General features: G+C 73.8%; 12 protein-coding genes. 7 read left to right on the plus strand and 5 right to left on the minus strand.

Translation table 11 applies throughout. From position 1 onward, the window contains the following. Both ACFQ53_RS03235 and ACFQ53_RS03240 read right to left on the minus strand, forming a co-directional pair. The gene (locus ACFQ53_RS03235; protein ID WP_377855249.1) at positions 1 to 1,812 is read right to left on the minus strand and encodes a DNA polymerase Y family protein; all 1,812 of its coding nucleotides are present in this window, start codon (positions 1,810 to 1,812) and stop codon (positions 1 to 3) included. Next, positions 1,809 to 2,813: a hypothetical protein gene (locus ACFQ53_RS03240; RefSeq protein WP_377855252.1), complete on the minus strand. Its 1,005-nt coding sequence runs from the start codon at positions 2,811 to 2,813 to the stop codon at positions 1,809 to 1,811. The genes ACFQ53_RS03235 and ACFQ53_RS03240 overlap by 4 nt, the downstream gene beginning before the upstream one ends. A gap of 270 nt (positions 2,814 to 3,083) precedes the next feature. Here ACFQ53_RS03240 and ACFQ53_RS03245 point away from each other — a divergent pair, with 270 nt between their 5' ends. From ACFQ53_RS03245 to ACFQ53_RS03260, 4 genes are all read left to right on the plus strand, one after another. After that, positions 3,084 to 4,889 (plus strand): DUF222 domain-containing protein, encoded by a 1,806-nt coding sequence (locus tag ACFQ53_RS03245; protein ID WP_377855255.1) that lies wholly within the window; start codon positions 3,084 to 3,086, stop codon positions 4,887 to 4,889. A 115-nt stretch (positions 4,890 to 5,004) separates the two neighbouring features. Beyond that, positions 5,005 to 6,036, plus strand: coding sequence for an NAD(P)-dependent alcohol dehydrogenase (locus tag ACFQ53_RS03250; RefSeq protein WP_377855258.1), 1,032 nt, complete (start codon positions 5,005 to 5,007; stop codon positions 6,034 to 6,036). 110 nt (positions 6,037 to 6,146) lie between these two features. Then, complete coding sequence (locus ACFQ53_RS03255; RefSeq protein ID WP_377855261.1) at positions 6,147 to 6,815, plus strand: hypothetical protein; 669 nt, start codon at positions 6,147 to 6,149, stop codon at positions 6,813 to 6,815. 68 nt (positions 6,816 to 6,883) lie between these two features. Beyond that, complete coding sequence (locus ACFQ53_RS03260; protein WP_377855264.1) at positions 6,884 to 7,666, plus strand: class I SAM-dependent methyltransferase; 783 nt, start codon at positions 6,884 to 6,886, stop codon at positions 7,664 to 7,666. Between the two features lie 28 nt (positions 7,667 to 7,694). Here the strand turns inward: ACFQ53_RS03260 and ACFQ53_RS03265 are convergent, their stop codons facing one another. Together ACFQ53_RS03265 and ACFQ53_RS03270 are read right to left on the minus strand one after the other, a co-directional pair. Then, positions 7,695 to 8,597: a TrmH family RNA methyltransferase gene (locus ACFQ53_RS03265; protein WP_377855267.1), complete on the minus strand. Its 903-nt coding sequence runs from the start codon at positions 8,595 to 8,597 to the stop codon at positions 7,695 to 7,697. 1 nt (position 8,598) lies between these two features. Then, positions 8,599 to 9,390: an ABC transporter ATP-binding protein gene (locus ACFQ53_RS03270; protein ID WP_377855270.1), complete on the minus strand. Its 792-nt coding sequence runs from the start codon at positions 9,388 to 9,390 to the stop codon at positions 8,599 to 8,601. Positions 9,391 to 9,664: 274 nt separating this feature from the next. On the opposite strand from ACFQ53_RS03270, the gene ACFQ53_RS03275 reads away from it, so the two are divergent. The 3 genes from ACFQ53_RS03275 to ACFQ53_RS03285 are packed head-to-tail and all read left to right on the plus strand — an operon-like array spanning position 9,665 to position 13,471. Then, complete coding sequence (locus ACFQ53_RS03275) at positions 9,665 to 11,059, plus strand: cation:dicarboxylate symporter family transporter (protein ID WP_377855273.1); 1,395 nt, start codon at positions 9,665 to 9,667, stop codon at positions 11,057 to 11,059. 43 nt (positions 11,060 to 11,102) lie between these two features. Beyond that, positions 11,103 to 12,668 carry an RNB domain-containing ribonuclease gene (locus ACFQ53_RS03280; protein ID WP_377855276.1) on the plus strand — a complete coding sequence of 522 codons (1,566 nt, stop codon included), beginning with the start codon at positions 11,103 to 11,105 and terminating at the stop codon, positions 12,666 to 12,668. Continuing rightward, positions 12,665 to 13,471 carry a hypothetical protein gene (locus tag ACFQ53_RS03285; RefSeq protein ID WP_377855279.1) on the plus strand — a complete coding sequence of 269 codons (807 nt, stop codon included), beginning with the start codon at positions 12,665 to 12,667 and terminating at the stop codon, positions 13,469 to 13,471. The genes ACFQ53_RS03280 and ACFQ53_RS03285 overlap by 4 nt, the downstream gene beginning before the upstream one ends. A 25-nt stretch (positions 13,472 to 13,496) precedes the next feature. On the opposite strand, the gene glgA is transcribed toward ACFQ53_RS03285, so the two are convergent. Further along, positions 13,497 to 14,699: a glycogen synthase gene (gene glgA / locus ACFQ53_RS03290; protein WP_377855282.1), complete on the minus strand. Its 1,203-nt coding sequence runs from the start codon at positions 14,697 to 14,699 to the stop codon at positions 13,497 to 13,499. Positions 14,700 to 14,850 lie beyond the last annotated feature (151 nt).

The raw sequence follows: 14,850 nt of genomic DNA on the forward strand, positions 1-14,850 counted from the left end.
CTAGTCATGGATCCCCTCCACGCTCCAGGCGCCCTCGCGGCTGAGCAGCACGAGGGCGCGGCCGGGCTCGATGACGACGGCGAGGCGGGCGGCGCGCCGGCCGTCGGGCCGCCACCAGCGCTCGTCGAGGACCGTGGGCGCCCCGTGGGCGAGCACGCGGTGGGCCCTGCCCGCGGCGACGCCGTGGCTCACGAGCGCCTCGATCCCTTCGGCCCCCGTGCTGCCCGCCCGCGGCACCTCGAGGACCGCGGGCGGGGCGCTCAGCAGGGCGCGGGCGGTGACCACGACCTCCGCGCCCTCCGCGTCCCGCAGCACCACGAACGGCGGGGTGCGCAGCACGACCGACGGCAGCGGGCGCGGCATCGACCCCGGCCACGGCCCGGGCCGCGCCGTCGGCCGCTCGCTGCGCCAGGGCACCAGCGCCACCTGCTCGGCGAGCAGACGGCCCCCGACCTCGACGGGGACGAGCACCGCCTCCTCCCCCGCGAGCCCCTGGGCGCGGGCGAAGGCGCGGCCGGCCCGCTGCGCGGCCTCCCCCGCGCTCCCCCACAGCGCCGGTGCGCCCTCGCCCGCGGGGAGCAGCTGCACGGGCTGGAGGGCGAGCCGCGTGATCTGCCCGGTCTGCTCGCCGCGCAGTCGCGCCCGGGTGATCCAGCCGTCGCACTGCCAGCGGATGCGGTCCACGACGTCGGCCGGGGACAGGGCGCCGTCGTGGCGCCAGGTGCGCTCCATCTCCTCGCCCGAGGCGGTGAGCGCGAGGATCCGCAGGCGCGTGCAGATCAGCCCGCGCGCGACGAGCATGCCGTGCAGCTCCTCGGCCATCGGCCGCGCCGCGAAGGCCGCCTGGTCCACGCGCACGAGCGGCGGGTCCAGGCTGCGCGCGACCTCGAGGGGCTGCGTGGGATGGTGCGCCTGGGGCGGGGTGGGCTCGCCCCCGCGCGCGAGCAGGTGCAGCTGGGCGACGTCGGGCCCGAAACGTGCGGCGACGGAGGTCGCGGGCAGGTCCGCGAAGTCCCCGAGGGTGCGGATGCCCAGGCGCTCGAGCAGGTCGATGACCTCGGCGAGGTCCACGCGGCGGGTGCGGTCGGCATCGGCCGCGGGCTGGTCGCGGTGCCCCCATCCGGGGCCGACGGGCGCGTCGCGCAGGGCGGCGATCGCATGCGGGCCCAGGTAGTCCCGGCTGCGGCCGGGGCGCACGATCCTGCCCGAGCGCGCCGCCAGGAGCGCGGCGAAGGGGCCGTCGGCGATGCCGACGACGGCGTCCCAGCCGGTGAGCTCGGCGACCGCGTCGACGATCGCCTCGGCGAGGGCCTCCTCCCCGCCGCGGTGGCGGGCGGGCCCGCGTGCGGACATCAGCAGCACCCCCGGGCGCAGCACGTCCACGCCCGCGGCGACGGTGTCCACGGCGGCCGCGACCAGCTCGAACAGGGCGCTCTCGTGCTCGACGTCGGCCTCGACCACGACGGCCTCGGGACACGCGGCCTGCGCGGCGCGGCGGCGCATCCCGATCCCGACGCCCACCTCGAGGGCGGCGGCATCGGCATGGGAGACCCGGTGGCGATCCATGACCACGACGGGAGCCGGCGCCCCCTCCTCCGCGACCCCGGCCCCGCTCCCCGCCCCGGCGGCCTTCTCCCGGGCGAGCTTCTCGCGCGCGGCGAGGAGCGGCCAGGCGGGGACGACGACGGCCGCGATGCGCGTCGCGGGCGGGGTGCCGCCGTGCTCCGCCTCGTCACGGTGCTCCTCCTCATCGACCTGATCCTCCTCGCCCGCGGGCAGGACCCCGGGCAGCAGGAGCTCGCTCCCGCTCATCCCGCCCTCCGGATCACGCGCAGCGGTGCGGGAGCGGCCTGGTCGGGAACGACCCGACCGGGATCGGCCTGGTCGGGCACGGCGACCTCGGCGAGGAGGCCGTGCACCTCGGGCAGCACCACGTCCACGGCGCGGCCCTCGGGGATCCCGCGCCCGGCGGCGCTCACCCGCAGGGTGCGCCGGCGCAGACGGCCGGTGCCCCGTCCCAGTCCCTCCCACGACTCCGCCTCGGCGCGCAGGTGCAGGTCAGCGCGGGCGACGGGGGCGGCGGCGAGGACCAGGGTGTCGTGCGCCCGCGCGCGATCGGTCAGGCTGCGCCAGAGGGAGGCCGTCAACCGCAGTCGCGGTCCGAGCACGAGCACGCCGACCCCGTCCACGAGCGCGGACAGCACCTGCGGCAGCTGCGGCATCTCCTCGACGGCGGTGGCCGGGGCGATCGCGAGGCGCTCGAGATCGAGCCCGGCGTCGCGCGCGGCGCGCAGGCCGAGGTCCGGCATGCCCGCGAGCGCGCACCAGCCGTCCTCCCCCGCCGCCGCGGCGGCCATCGCGAGCATCAGGGAGACCGAGCAGGAGCCGTCGACCGCGACCGTGCTCCCCGCGCGCAGGGATCCGTAGGGAGCGAGCGGGGCGAGCGGCGGGGGCAGGGGCACACGGCTGTGCTCGTCGGCCGCCTGGACCCGCGCGGTCCCCGCACCGGCATCGGACGCCGGGGCCCGACGGGACGCTCCCCCGGGACCGGCGGAGCCGACGATCCCCGTCGGCCCGCCGAGGCCGACGGGCTCGTCGGGCTCCGTCGTCCTGACGGCGGAGAACGCGGTGCGGTCGATCCTCCCGCCATGGCGCGCGGTGGTGCGCTCGGCGGCGCCGAGCGCGGCGCGAGCGCGGGCGAGCCGCTCCTCCTGAGTGCCTCTTCCCGCCGTCCTCGGCGGCGTCCTCTCCTCGTGCGGCGCCGATGCCTTCCCCTGCGTCGGCGCCTCGTGCATCTGCAGATGCGTGCTCATGCTCCACCTCCTCCTGTCCGGCCGTCACCCAAGATCGAACACGCGTTCGAATTCTACGCCCGCCCCGATGTGCCGGGGCGGGCGCGGTGGTCGCGCGAGCCTCGCGCTGCAGGGTCGTCGAGGAGTCTTGATCACCGGACCGACATCTGAACTGGAGTGATCCCTCTGTGCAGTGAGCCATATCACACTAGAACATGCGTTCGAGCACTGGTGCTCGGGCGGGTGATGGTGTTGCATGGAGGTATGGACATTTCGGGCACGATGCGGTGCATGCCGATGAGGGGCGGCGGGGACGACCCCCGCCGCACCCCTGGTCATGCCCGTCAGCTCGTGCTGCGCGATGCGCTCACGGAGGCCGAGCACGTGTGCGAGATGGTCGCGGCGGATGCGGCGCCCGGGAATGGGCTGGAGCTCCTCGACATCGCCCACGCGCTGGGAGAGCTCGCGAAGGGTCCGGACGGCCCCTTCGGCGCCGCGGACGCCGACCTCACGGCCTTCGAGCTCTCCGACACCCTCGCCGCCTTCGAGCAGCTGCGCTCAGCCCTCGGCGCGCTCGAGATCCGCGTGACCACCGCCCTCGACGAGCGTCTGCGCGAGGAGGACTCGGCACAGGGCGTCGCCGAGCGCGATCACGGGCGCCGCACCGCCGGGGAGATCCGGATGGCGTCACGGGTCTCCCCCGCCATCGCCTCTGCGCGGCTGCACTCTGGCAGGCGGCTCGTGCGGGACATGCCGCGCATGTTCGAGGCGCTGGCCGACGGGCGCATCGGACTCGATGCCGCCCACGCGATCGGGCGCAGCAGCGGCCCGCTCCGGCCGGAGCAGCGGGGGGAGGTCGATCGGATCATCGCCTCGCGCGAGCCCGATCTCGACGGCGCCTCACCGGCTCAGTGGGGCCGGGAGGTCTCGGCCCTCGCTCAGCAGCTCGACCCCCGGGGCGAGGACGGGCGCCACGTGCGGGCGCGCATGCAGCGCGGCGTGACGGTCACGCCGGGGCCGCACGGCATGGGGCACGTCCACGCACATCTCCCGGCGCTCGACTGCGCCGCGATCCAGCGCAAGCTGACCATCGAGGCGCAATCGCTCAAGGCCCAGGGGGACACACGCGCCCACGCGCAGATCATGGCGGACCTCTTCTCCGACACCCTGCTCGGGGGCGATGAGCAGATGGACCCCGTGCACCTGGAGGTCGGCGTCGTCATCACGGAGCGCACTCTGATCGCGCCGGATCACGGCGACCCGGCGATGATCGAGGGCTACGGAGTGGTGCCGCCGCGCACCGTGCGCGACGAGATCGTCCAGCGGCTCCCCCGCCCCGAGCGCGACGCCCCGCAGAGCGCACCCGCAGAGAGCGCACCCGCACAGGACATGCCCGTCACGGCCGACGCGACGCCGGAGGACCGCCGAACGCTCACCGACGACGACCTGCTCTCGCCGCAGGAGCCCGCGGAGACCGCCGCAGCGGACCCTTTCGACGAGGAGTCCCGGCTGACGCTCCGGCGTCTGTTCACCCATCCCGCTTCCGGCGAGCTCATCGCCATGGAATCCCGCGCCCGGGCGTTCCCCGCCAGGCTCGGGTACCTCGTCCGGCTCAGGGACTTCCGCTGCGCGGGGCCCTACTGCGCGTCCTCGATCCGCCAGATCGACCACATCCAGCCCCATGCGCAGGGCGGTGCGACCAGCGCCGACGACGGGCAGGGTCTGTGCGCCCACTGCAACAGCACCAAGGAGCTCCTCGGGACGGCCGAGAGAGCCGGTGAGGAGACGGATCCGCACCGCGTGCACTGGAGATCGAGGCTCGGACGCACCGCCACGGTGTCGCCGAGCCCGCTGGCAGGGTTGCCGCCGGGCGGCCCTCCCGTCGAGGCCCCACCACCCGGCATGACCCCTCCGGGCACGCCGCCATCGGCCGTGCCCCCGACAGCCATGACCGCACCCGAGGACGATGCGTCCGACGGGGAACCGGCCCTGCTCCCGCCGATCCACCGGATCGAGGACCTGCGCTGGGAGCGCGACCGCCGACGCGCCGCGGGGATCCGCGACGAGGAGCGGCGGCCCGACATACGCAGTGCGTGAGCAGCCCGCGCACTGACGCGCGCCCGAAGCGCCCCGACCCGCCGCGCGAACGGCCCTGTCCCCGTGCCCACCCGCCCCGTAACCTGGCCGGAACCATTCCGAGGAGGAGCGAGACATGCGTGCACTGGTGCTGCAGAAGAAGGGCCGGATGGGGATCGAGGACGTCCCCTCCCCCGGCGCCCCGGGACCCGGGGAGGTCCGGATCGCGATGCACACGGTCGGGATCTGCGCCTCCGACGTCCACTACTGGACCGAAGGCCGCATCGGCCCCTTCGTCGTCGAGGCGCCGATGATCCTCGGGCATGAGGGCGCGGGCACCGTGGCAGAGCTCGGCGAGGGCGTCACGGGCTTGTCCGTCGGCGATCGTGTCGCGATGGAGCCGGGCGTCCCCGATCCCGCCTCGCGGGCGACGCTCGAGGGCCGCTACAACGTCGACCCGGCCGTGCGCTTCTGGGCGACCCCGCCGATCGACGGCTGCCTCGCCGAGGAGGTCGTCCACCCCGCCGCCTTCACCTACCGCCTGCCCGATGCCCTCAGCTTCGCCGAGGGCGCGCTCATCGAGCCCTTCGCCGTCGGCATGTTCGCCGCGACGAAGGCGCAGATCAGCCCAGGGGACGTCGTCGCCGTCATCGGCAGCGGGACGATCGGCATCATGACCGCGCTGGCCGCACGCGCCGGCGGGGCGAGCCGGGTGTACATCAGCGACGTGCAGAGCGCGAAGCTCGGACTGCTCGACGGCCTCGCTGGCATCATCCCGGTCGACGCCACCCAGGAGGACCTCGGCGAGCGGGTGCGCGCGGAGACCTCGGGATGGGGTCCGCAGGTCGTGATCGAGGCCTCGGGCGCCGCCCCCGCGTACAAGGGACTGTGGACGGTCCCCGCACCGGGCGGACGCGTGGTGCTCGTCGGCATGCCCGTCGAGCCCGTGGCCTTCGACGTCGCCACGGCGCAGAGCCGCGGGATCTCGATCGAGACGATCTTCCGCTACGCCAACGTCCACCAGAAGGCCATCGATCTCGCCGCGAGCGACGCCGTGGATCTGGGCCGCTTCGTCACCGAGACGTTCGCGTTCGAGGACTCGGAGAAGGCCTTCGAGCGCTTCCTCGAGGGGCGTCCGACGGACGTGAAGCTGCAGATCGCGTTCTGACCGGAATCGCTCCCTGACCGGAATCGCTCCGACCAGCGCCGATCCTTGTGGAGGAACGGTGGTGTGGATGACCGGGAGGGGCGCGGGGAGCACGGAGCCATGCTTGCCGCATGCTCTATCGACTCGGATTCTGGCTCGGCCCCGCCCCCTCTGATCCCATCGACGCCTGCGCCGCCCTCAACCAGCACATCTTCGCCGCCGATCACGCCTGGGGCGAGACCGGCACGGCGGTGCCGCCGGTGCCTCGGATCGCCGCCTTCGTGCGGGAGGCGCTGCGGCGATATCCCCTCGACGAGGGCGACGAGGGCGGTGAGGGCGGTGATGCCGCGGGCGGCGGGCAGGGCATCCCCATCTGGAAGTACACCGACGTCGAGGCGTGCGCCGCGGGCCAGGCATTCCATGCGAACCTCACCGGACTGGGCGCCGAGATCGCACGGGACGACCTCGCGGAGCTCGCCGCATCGCTCGACATCAACGCCTTCGACCTCGTGCAGCACAGGATCCTCCCCGACCGCCGTCCGGGTGCCGCGCCCGGCGAGCAGCACCCGCACCCGGACGTGCTGCCTCCGTTCCTCGCCCGGGAGGAGCGCGACGACGTGGGGACGGGCGGACCCCTCAGAAGCGGGACCGGAGGAGAGGCGCGGGACTTCCTCGCCCTCGAGCGCGCCGCCTACTCCCCTGGTGCTCGTGTGTGCGACGGGCCCGAGCGCGCGCAGGAGGCGCTCGGACTGTACGGCGTCGAGATCCCCCAGCGCACCGGGGCGAGGCCGCTGTTCTGAATCGGCAGCTCCCCCGGCAGACCTCGAAACGCCTGGACAGCACGCTCGACGAGTGCTTGCCTCGCTCCATGGACACGAGCGATCCCATGGGCACCTATGACCCCACGGGCACCTACGACGAGACCCGGCGCGCATGGGACGCCGCCTCCTACAAGCATGTGCGCGAGTACGAGAGCCTGCTCGTCGAGGCGCGCACGGCACGTCTGCTGCCGTGCGAGGAGCGTCTCCTCAGCGGGCTCGTCGAGCATGCCGAGGTGATCCACCCGCAGAGCGGGCACGGCATCGACGACCACGCGCTGCTGCGCCTCGGCGCCGCCTCGGTGCTGGGCGTCGACTACTCGCCGACAGCGGTGACGGCGGCGCAGCGCCGGGCCGACGAGCTGGGCGTCGCCGCGCGCTACACCGTCGCGGAGCTCCCGGACACGGGCCTCGATCCCGCGTCCGCCGACCTCGTCTACACGGGCAAGGGCGCGCTGATCTGGAACGAGGACCTCGGGGCGTGGGCGACGGAGATGCACCGGCTGCTGCGGCCCGGCGGCCACCTCTTCGTCCACGAGTCGCACCCGCTCGTGCCGCTGTGGACGTGGGACGCCGATGCGCCGCGCGTGAGGGAGGACCGCGGCTATTTCGCGTCCCGCCACGTCAACGACACCTTCCCCGCTCGCGGGGCAACCGAGCATCAGCGCACGCTCGCCGGGACCGTGATGGCGATCGTGCGGGCGGGCTTCGTCCTCGAGCAGCTCGAGGAGCATCCGGAGCCGTTCTGGCGACCCGACGACGCGGAGTCCGCGGCGGCCTGGGACGGTCGCCTCCCCAACAGCTTCAGCCTGCTCGCGCGCCGCGGCAGCTGAACAGCGGGAAGCGGGTCGAACGAGGGTCTCAGCCCGCCCTGACGGCCGCCCGTCGCTGCCAGAACACCACGGCGCTCGCGGCGGCGACGTTGAGGGAGTCGACCGCGCCGCTCATGGGGATGACCACGTGCTCGTCGACCGCCTTCAGGGTGGACGGCTCGAGGCCGTGGCCCTCGGCGCCGAGGACGAGCGCGACCTTGCGGCCGGCACCCAGGACCACCTCGTCGAGCGCCGTGGCCTGCTCGGTGAGCGCCAGGGCGAGCACGTCGAAGCCGGCGTCGTGCAGCAGGTCGACGCCGTCGTGCGCCGTGTCCTCGCCCGGGGGATGCGGCGCATGCGGCCAGGCGCCGAGCCGCGTCCACGGCACCTGGAAGACGGTGCCCATCGAGACGCGGAGGGAGCGGCGGTACAGGGGATCCGCGCAGCGCGGGGTGACGAGCACGGCGTCGACGTCGAGCGCGGCGGCCGAGCGGAACATGGCGCCCACGTTCGTGTGGTCCACGATGTTCTCGAGCACCGCGACCGTGCGCGCCGTGCTCAGCAGCTCCGCGGCGGTCGGCAGCTCGGGCCGCTGCATGGCCGCGAGCGCTCCGCGGTGCAGGTGGAACCCCGTGAGGGACTCGAGCAGGGACTCCTCGCCCACGAACACCGGCACCTCGGGGAAGCGCGTGAACAGGGGCGCGAACTGCTCCACCCAGCGGGAGGACATGAGGAAGGAGCGCGGGACGCAGCCGGCGTCCATCGCCCGCTCGATCACGTGGAAGCTCTCCGCCATGAACAGCCCGCGCTCGACCTCCATGCTCGCGCGCAGCCGCACGTCGGTCATGCGCAGGTAGTCGTCGAGCCGAGGGTCTTCGAGCGTCGTGATCGGGACGATCTGAGGGCCGGGGGCTTCGGTGGTCCCGGGGCCCTCCGGGGCCGATGCTCCCATCTCAGTCCAGCTGCACGGAGCGGGCGCTGAAGCGCTCGCCGTGGCGCTCGACCACCAGCGGCAGCCCGAAGGTGCGCGTGAGGTTCTGCGAGGTGAGGGTCTCGTCGATCGGACCGGCGGCGACAGCCTTCCCGTCGCGCAGCAGCAGGGCGTGCGTGTACCCCGGCGGGATCTCCTCGACGTGATGGGTGACCAGCACGGTCACCGGGGTCGCCGGATCCTTCGCGAGGCGCGCGAGATTCCGCACGAGTTCCTCGCGGCCGCCCAGGTCCAGACCCGAGGCGGGCTCGTCCAGGAGCAGCAGCTCGGGGTCGGTCATGAGGGCGCGCGCCGAGAGCACGCGCTTGCGCTCCCCCGTGGAGAGGGTGCCGAAGGCGCGGCCCTCGAGGTCGAGGACGCCGAAGGCGTCGAGCAGCATGCGCGCACGGTCGAGGTCGAGGTCCTCGTACACCTCGCGCCAGCGGCCGACGACCCCGTAGCCGGCGGTGACCACCACGTCGAGGACCTTCTCGTGCCCGGGGACGGTGTCGGCGAGCTCCTGGCTCGCGAGGCCGATGAGGGGCCGCAGCTCGAAGACGTCGATCCTGCCCAGGCGCTCGGCGAGCAGTTCGACCGCGCCGGAGGTGGGGTGCATGCGGGAGGCGAGCAGGCGGATCATCGTCGACTTGCCGGCCCCGTTGGGGCCCAGCACCACCCAGCGCTCACCCTCCCCGATGCTGACGGTGAGCCCATCCAGCAGGTTCCTCCCGCCACGGCGGACGACGACATCGGTGAGTGCAGCAGCCTCGGACATGGCTGAAAGCCTATCGGCTCCGGGACCGACGCCCGTGCAGCGACCCGACCCGACCCGACCCGACCCGGCCCGAACGCAGGCCCGAGCGTCGTCCCGACCCTCGATGCGTCGCGACCGTCGACGCGCCCCGACCGCCTGCCCGATCTCCGGAGAACCCGCTCGCCCCGGTGAGGGGGACGGTAGGGTGCCCGGGGCCGCGGACGCCGTGCGCGGCGCCGATCCCCTGATCCCCCAGATCCCTTCTCTCCCCCCCCCGACGCGAAGGAGCGCCACCATGGCACATCCCGACCCGGCCGCCGACCCGTCGGCCCCGATGCCCCGCCAGGAGTCGTCGACGCCGAAGCGCCGACGGGTCAGCCCGCACTTCCTCTACATCGCCGTGATCGTCGCGGTGCTCGCGGGCATCGGGTTCGGTCTCGTCGCGCCGGAGACGGCCGCCTCGTTCAAGATCCTCGGCGACCTCTTCGTCTCCCTCATCAAGATGATGATCGCGCCGATCATCTTCTGCACGATCGTGCTCGGGATCGGCTCGGTGCGGAGTGCGGCGACGGTCGGCCGCATCGGCGTCCTCGCCCTCGTCTACTTCCTCGTCATGTCCACGTTCGCCCTCGCGATCGGGCTGGTCGTCGGCAACATCCTGCAGCCCGGGCAGGGACTCACGATCCCCACGGACGGCGACGTCAGCAAGTACGTGAAGGACGCCGAGGAGGCCGGCGGGCTCGCCGACTTCGTCGCCTCCATCATCCCCGAGACCCTCGCGAGCTCCCTCACCGAGGGCTCCGTGCTGCAGGCGCTGCTCGTGGCGCTGCTCGTGGGCTTCGGCATCCAGGGCGTGGGCGGACGCACGGCCGAGGTGGCCCTCGAGGCCGTCGAGATCGCGCGACGCGTCATCTTCCGCGTGCTGATGATGATCCTCTGGCTCGCCCCGATCGGTGCGTTCGGGGCGATGTCCGCCGTGGTGGGCTCCTCGGGCGTGGGCGCCGTGTGGGAGCTCGTGAAGCTCATGATCGGCTTCTACATCACGTGCATCATCTTCGTGGTCGGCATCCTCGGCTTGGTGCTGTTCGCCGTGGCCCGCGTGAACGTGTTCTCGCTGCTGAAGTACCTGGTCCAGGAGTTCATCCTCATCGTCGCCACGAGCTCCTCGGAGTCCGCGCTGCCCACGCTGATGGCGAAGATGGAGCACATGGGCGTGAAGAAGTCGACCGTCGGCATCGTGGTGCCCACGGGCTACTCCTTCAACCTCGACGGCACCGCGATCTACCTGACGATGGCGTCGATCTTCGTGGCCGACGCCATGAAGATGCCGATGACGATCCCCCAGCAGATCGGTCTGCTGGTGTTCATGATCATCGCCTCGAAGGGCGCCGCGGGCGTCTCCGGGGCGGGCCTCGCGACGCTCGCGGGCGGTCTCGCGGCGCACCGGGCGGACCTCGTGCCGGGCGTCGCGGTGATCGTGGGCATCGACCGCTTCATGTCCGAGGCGCGTGCGATCACGAACTTCGCGGGCAACGCGATCGCGACCGTCGTGATCGGCACGCTCACCCGGACGATCGACCGGGAGCGCGTCACCGAGGTGCTCTCGGGCCGGGTCCCCTTCGTCTCGGCCGACGAGATCGAGACCGAGGACGCCCAGCACGTCGTCGCCGAGGAGGGCGGGCGCTCGTAGACTGACCGGGCCCGATCCCGGCCCTGCGAAACAGGAGGCCGCCGTGCCCCACCGTCCCGTGTCCCTGCGCGCCCCGAAGGGCTCCGTCGCCGCCTCGGAGATCGCCGCCGCGATCGACGCGCTGCTCGCCGACGCCGCGGCCGACGGCGCGCCGAACGTCGAGTTCCCCGCCGAGGTGCTCGCGGCCGCCGAGGCGGCGGCCGGCGCCTGGCGCGAGGGCGCCGACGCCCATGCGGACGCGACCGACGTCCCCTTCGTGACGCTCGACCCGGCGACCTCGACGGATCTCGACCAGGCCATGCACCTCGAGCGCACGGAGGACGGCTATCGGGTGCGCTACGCGATCGCCGACGTGCCCCTGTTCGTCGCCCTGGACTCCGTGCTCGACGCCGAGGCCCGCCGCCGCGGCGAAACCGTCTACCTCCCCGACCGCAGGATCCCCCTGCACCCGACGGCGATCTCCGAGGGCGCGGCCTCGCTGCTGCCGGACCAGGCGGCCCCCGCGTTCGTGTGGGACCTGCGCTTGGACCGGAGCGGGACGGTCACGGGGACGTCGCTCGGCCGGGCGGTCGTCCGCTCGCGCGAGAAGCTCGCCTACGACGCCGTGCAGGACGGGATCGACGCCGGCGACGGCCACCCGATGATGCTCCTGCTCCAGGAGATCGGCGCCCTGCGCACCCGGAAGGAGGCCGAGCGCGGCGGCGCGAGCCTCAACATCCCCGAGCAGGACGTCGAGGCCGACGGGGACCGCGTGCGCCTGACCTGGCGCAGCATCCTCCCCATCGAGGACGCGAACGCGCAGATCTCGCTCATGACCGGCATGGCCGCCGCCGATCTCATGATCCGCGGGGGTGCGGGCATCCTGCGCACGATGCCGCCCGCCCCCGAGGAGAACGTCGAGCGCTTCCGCCGCCAGGCCGCGGCCCTCGGCGTGCCCTGGTCCGAGGACCTCGACTACGGCGCCTTCCTGCGCACCCTGGACTGGCACGATCCCCGCCATCTCGCCCTGCTCAACCAGGCCGCGTCGCTGTTCCGCGGCGCCGCCTACGCGGCCTTCACCCACGCCGACGAGCTCCCGGAGGACGCCGAGCAGGCGGCCCTCGGCGCGCCCTACGCCCACGCGACCGCGCCCCTGCGCCGGCTCGTCGACCGCTTCGTGCTGCTGACCTGCCTGCACCATGCGCGCGGCGAGGAGGTGCCGCCCGCGCTCACGGCGGCGCTCCCCCTGATCCCCGAGATCATGCAGGCCACGGGCTCAGTGGCGGGCAGCCTCGAGCGCCGTGCCCTGGACCTCGTGGAGCGCACCGCGCTCGGCGGGCTCGTCGGCGGGACCTTCGAGGGGACGATCATCGACCGTCGCGGGGGCGAGAAGCACGACGCCGAGAAGCGCGACACCGAGAAGCAGGACGCGGGGACGTCTCCGGTCCGTGTCGAGGTGCAGCTCCTGGATCCGCCCGTCACGGCCTGGGTCGAGACCGACGGCGAGCTCGGCGGGACTCTGCGCGTCCGGCTCGAGGCGGTCGACGTGGCAGGAGCGGGAGCGCGGTTCGTGCCCGTCGGGGTCGACGGGGCCACTGCGGGCGCAGCGGGCGAGGAGTCCGCGTCATGAGCTCCCTGCCCGAGCACGACGAGACCGGTGCGCGGCCCGATCCCGAGGCTCTCGCGCTGCCGCGCGCCGCGGCGCTCGTGCTGTGGAGCGCCGCCTATCTGCGTGGGGACATCGGCCCCGACGACGCGGCGGTGCTGTCCCAGGGCAGCGGGCACCGGCAGACGACCGGTGGCGGCGAGGACCTCTTCGACTGGATGACGGGGCTGCGCCGCCTGCCGCTCGCCCAGGTCCACCTCGTGCTCCCGGTCGCAGGGCGCATCGCGGGGCTCGTCGGCCCGCCCGAGGCCGTCGCCTCCGCTCTCGAGGCCGAGCAGGCGATCGTGGTGAGCGCGGCCGGGATGGCCGACCACACGCTCGTCCCGCTCACCGACGCGCTCGGACCGGACGGCACCCGCGGGACCCTCGTCTCCTGGCGGCGGGTCCCCGCGCGCGGCGGCGCCCCCGCACCCGTGCCGAGCGCCGGAGGGGCCCGGGACCAGTTCCTGCGGTCACTGCAGCGCGCGGCCTCGGGCACCGTCGAGCTCGACCTCGTCCCCGAGGAGGCGATCGGGCTGCAGGCGCTGCCGGCGACCTGGACCTCCGTGCCACTGCCGCGGCACGTCGGCCCCGCGGCCGAGCATCTGCTGACGCTCGCCGCGCGCACCCTGCTGCTCGCCGATCAGGAGCTCGACACCGGATCCGCGCTCACCCGCGGCCTCGGCGAGGAGACCGAGCGCCGCGAGGTGCTGCGCGACCTGCGCGACGGGGCGCGCGACGCGCTCACCGAGACCATCGGCCTCGTGATCGCCGACGAGCTCGGCTGACGCGCGGGCCCATGGCCGCGGCGCGTCAGCTCCGCGCCGCGTGCTCCTGCAGCACCGTCTCGTAGACCTCGAGCGTGCGCTCGGCGATCGCCGTCCACGAGAAGTGCTCGGCGGCGCGGCGACGTGAGGCCGCACCCATCTGTCGGGCGCGCTCGGGGTCTCCGATCATGCGGGTGAGGGCGCCCGCGAGATCGGCGACGAAGCGATCGGGGTCGAGCGGGGTCCCGGTGCCGTCCTGCGCCTGTTCGAGGGGCACCAGGTACCCGGTCTCCCCGTCAACCACGACCTCGGGGATGCCGCCGGTCGCGCTCGCCACCACCGGGATCCCGCACGCCATGGCCTCGAGGTTCACGATGCCCAGCGGCTCGTAGATGCTCGGGCACACGAAGGTGGTCGCGTGGCTGAGGATCTGGGTGAGCTCGCCGCGCGGGAGCATCTCCGAGATCAGGTGCACGCCCTCGCGCGTGGACTGCAGCTCGGAGACCAGGGAATCGACCTCGGCGGCGATCTCCGGGGTGTCGGGAGCGCCCGCGCACAGCACGACCTGGGCCTCCGGCGGCAGCTCTCGCACCGCGCGCAGGAAATAGGGCAGGCCCTTCTGGCGGGTGATCCGGCCCACGAACACGATCATCGGGGCGTCGGGGTCGATCCCCCGGGAGGTCAGGGCGTCGGTCGCGGGGTTCGGCTGCCAGGTGTCGATGTCGATCCCGTTGTGCACGACATGTACCTTCTCGGGATCGACGCTCGGGTAGGAACGCAGGATGTCCGCGCGCATTCCGGCGGAGACCGCGATGACGCCGGCGGCGCCCTCGTAGGCGGTGCGCTCGACGAAGGAGCTCAGCGCGTAGCCGCCGCCCAGCTGCTCGGCCTTCCACGGGCGCAGCGGCTCCAGCGAGTGGGCGCTCAGCACGTGCGGCACGCCGTGGAGCAGGGAGGCGAGGTGTCCCGCGAAGTTCGCGTACCAGGTGTGGGAGTGCACGAGGTCGGTGCCCGCGCAGTCCGCGGCCATGGGCAGGTCCGTGCCCATGGTGCGCAGCGCCGAGTTCGCCCCCTCGAGGTCCGCGGGAGCCTCGTAGGCCGTGGTGTCCGCCTCCTCGCGGGGCGCGCCGAAGCAGCGCACCTGGACCTCGATGTGCTCGCGCAGCACCCGGGTGAGCTCGGCGGCGTGCACGCCCGCTCCCCCGTAGATCTCCGGCGGGTACTCCTTGGTCAACAGGTCGACGCGCATGGGCTCCTCCTGGTCTGCGGGGCGGGATGGTCTGCGGGGCGTGGTGGTCCGTGGGGCGTCCGGCCCGGGAGCGACGGGACGTCTCGCCTCGGGCGACGGGACGATCGGCGGTCCGGTGTGTGAGTGCCCCCACATGGGCATTATGCTCGGT

This window comes from Brachybacterium sp. NPDC056505 (assembly GCF_042794925.1).
GTDB classification, from domain to species: domain Bacteria; phylum Actinomycetota; class Actinomycetes; order Actinomycetales; family Dermabacteraceae; genus Brachybacterium; species Brachybacterium kimchii.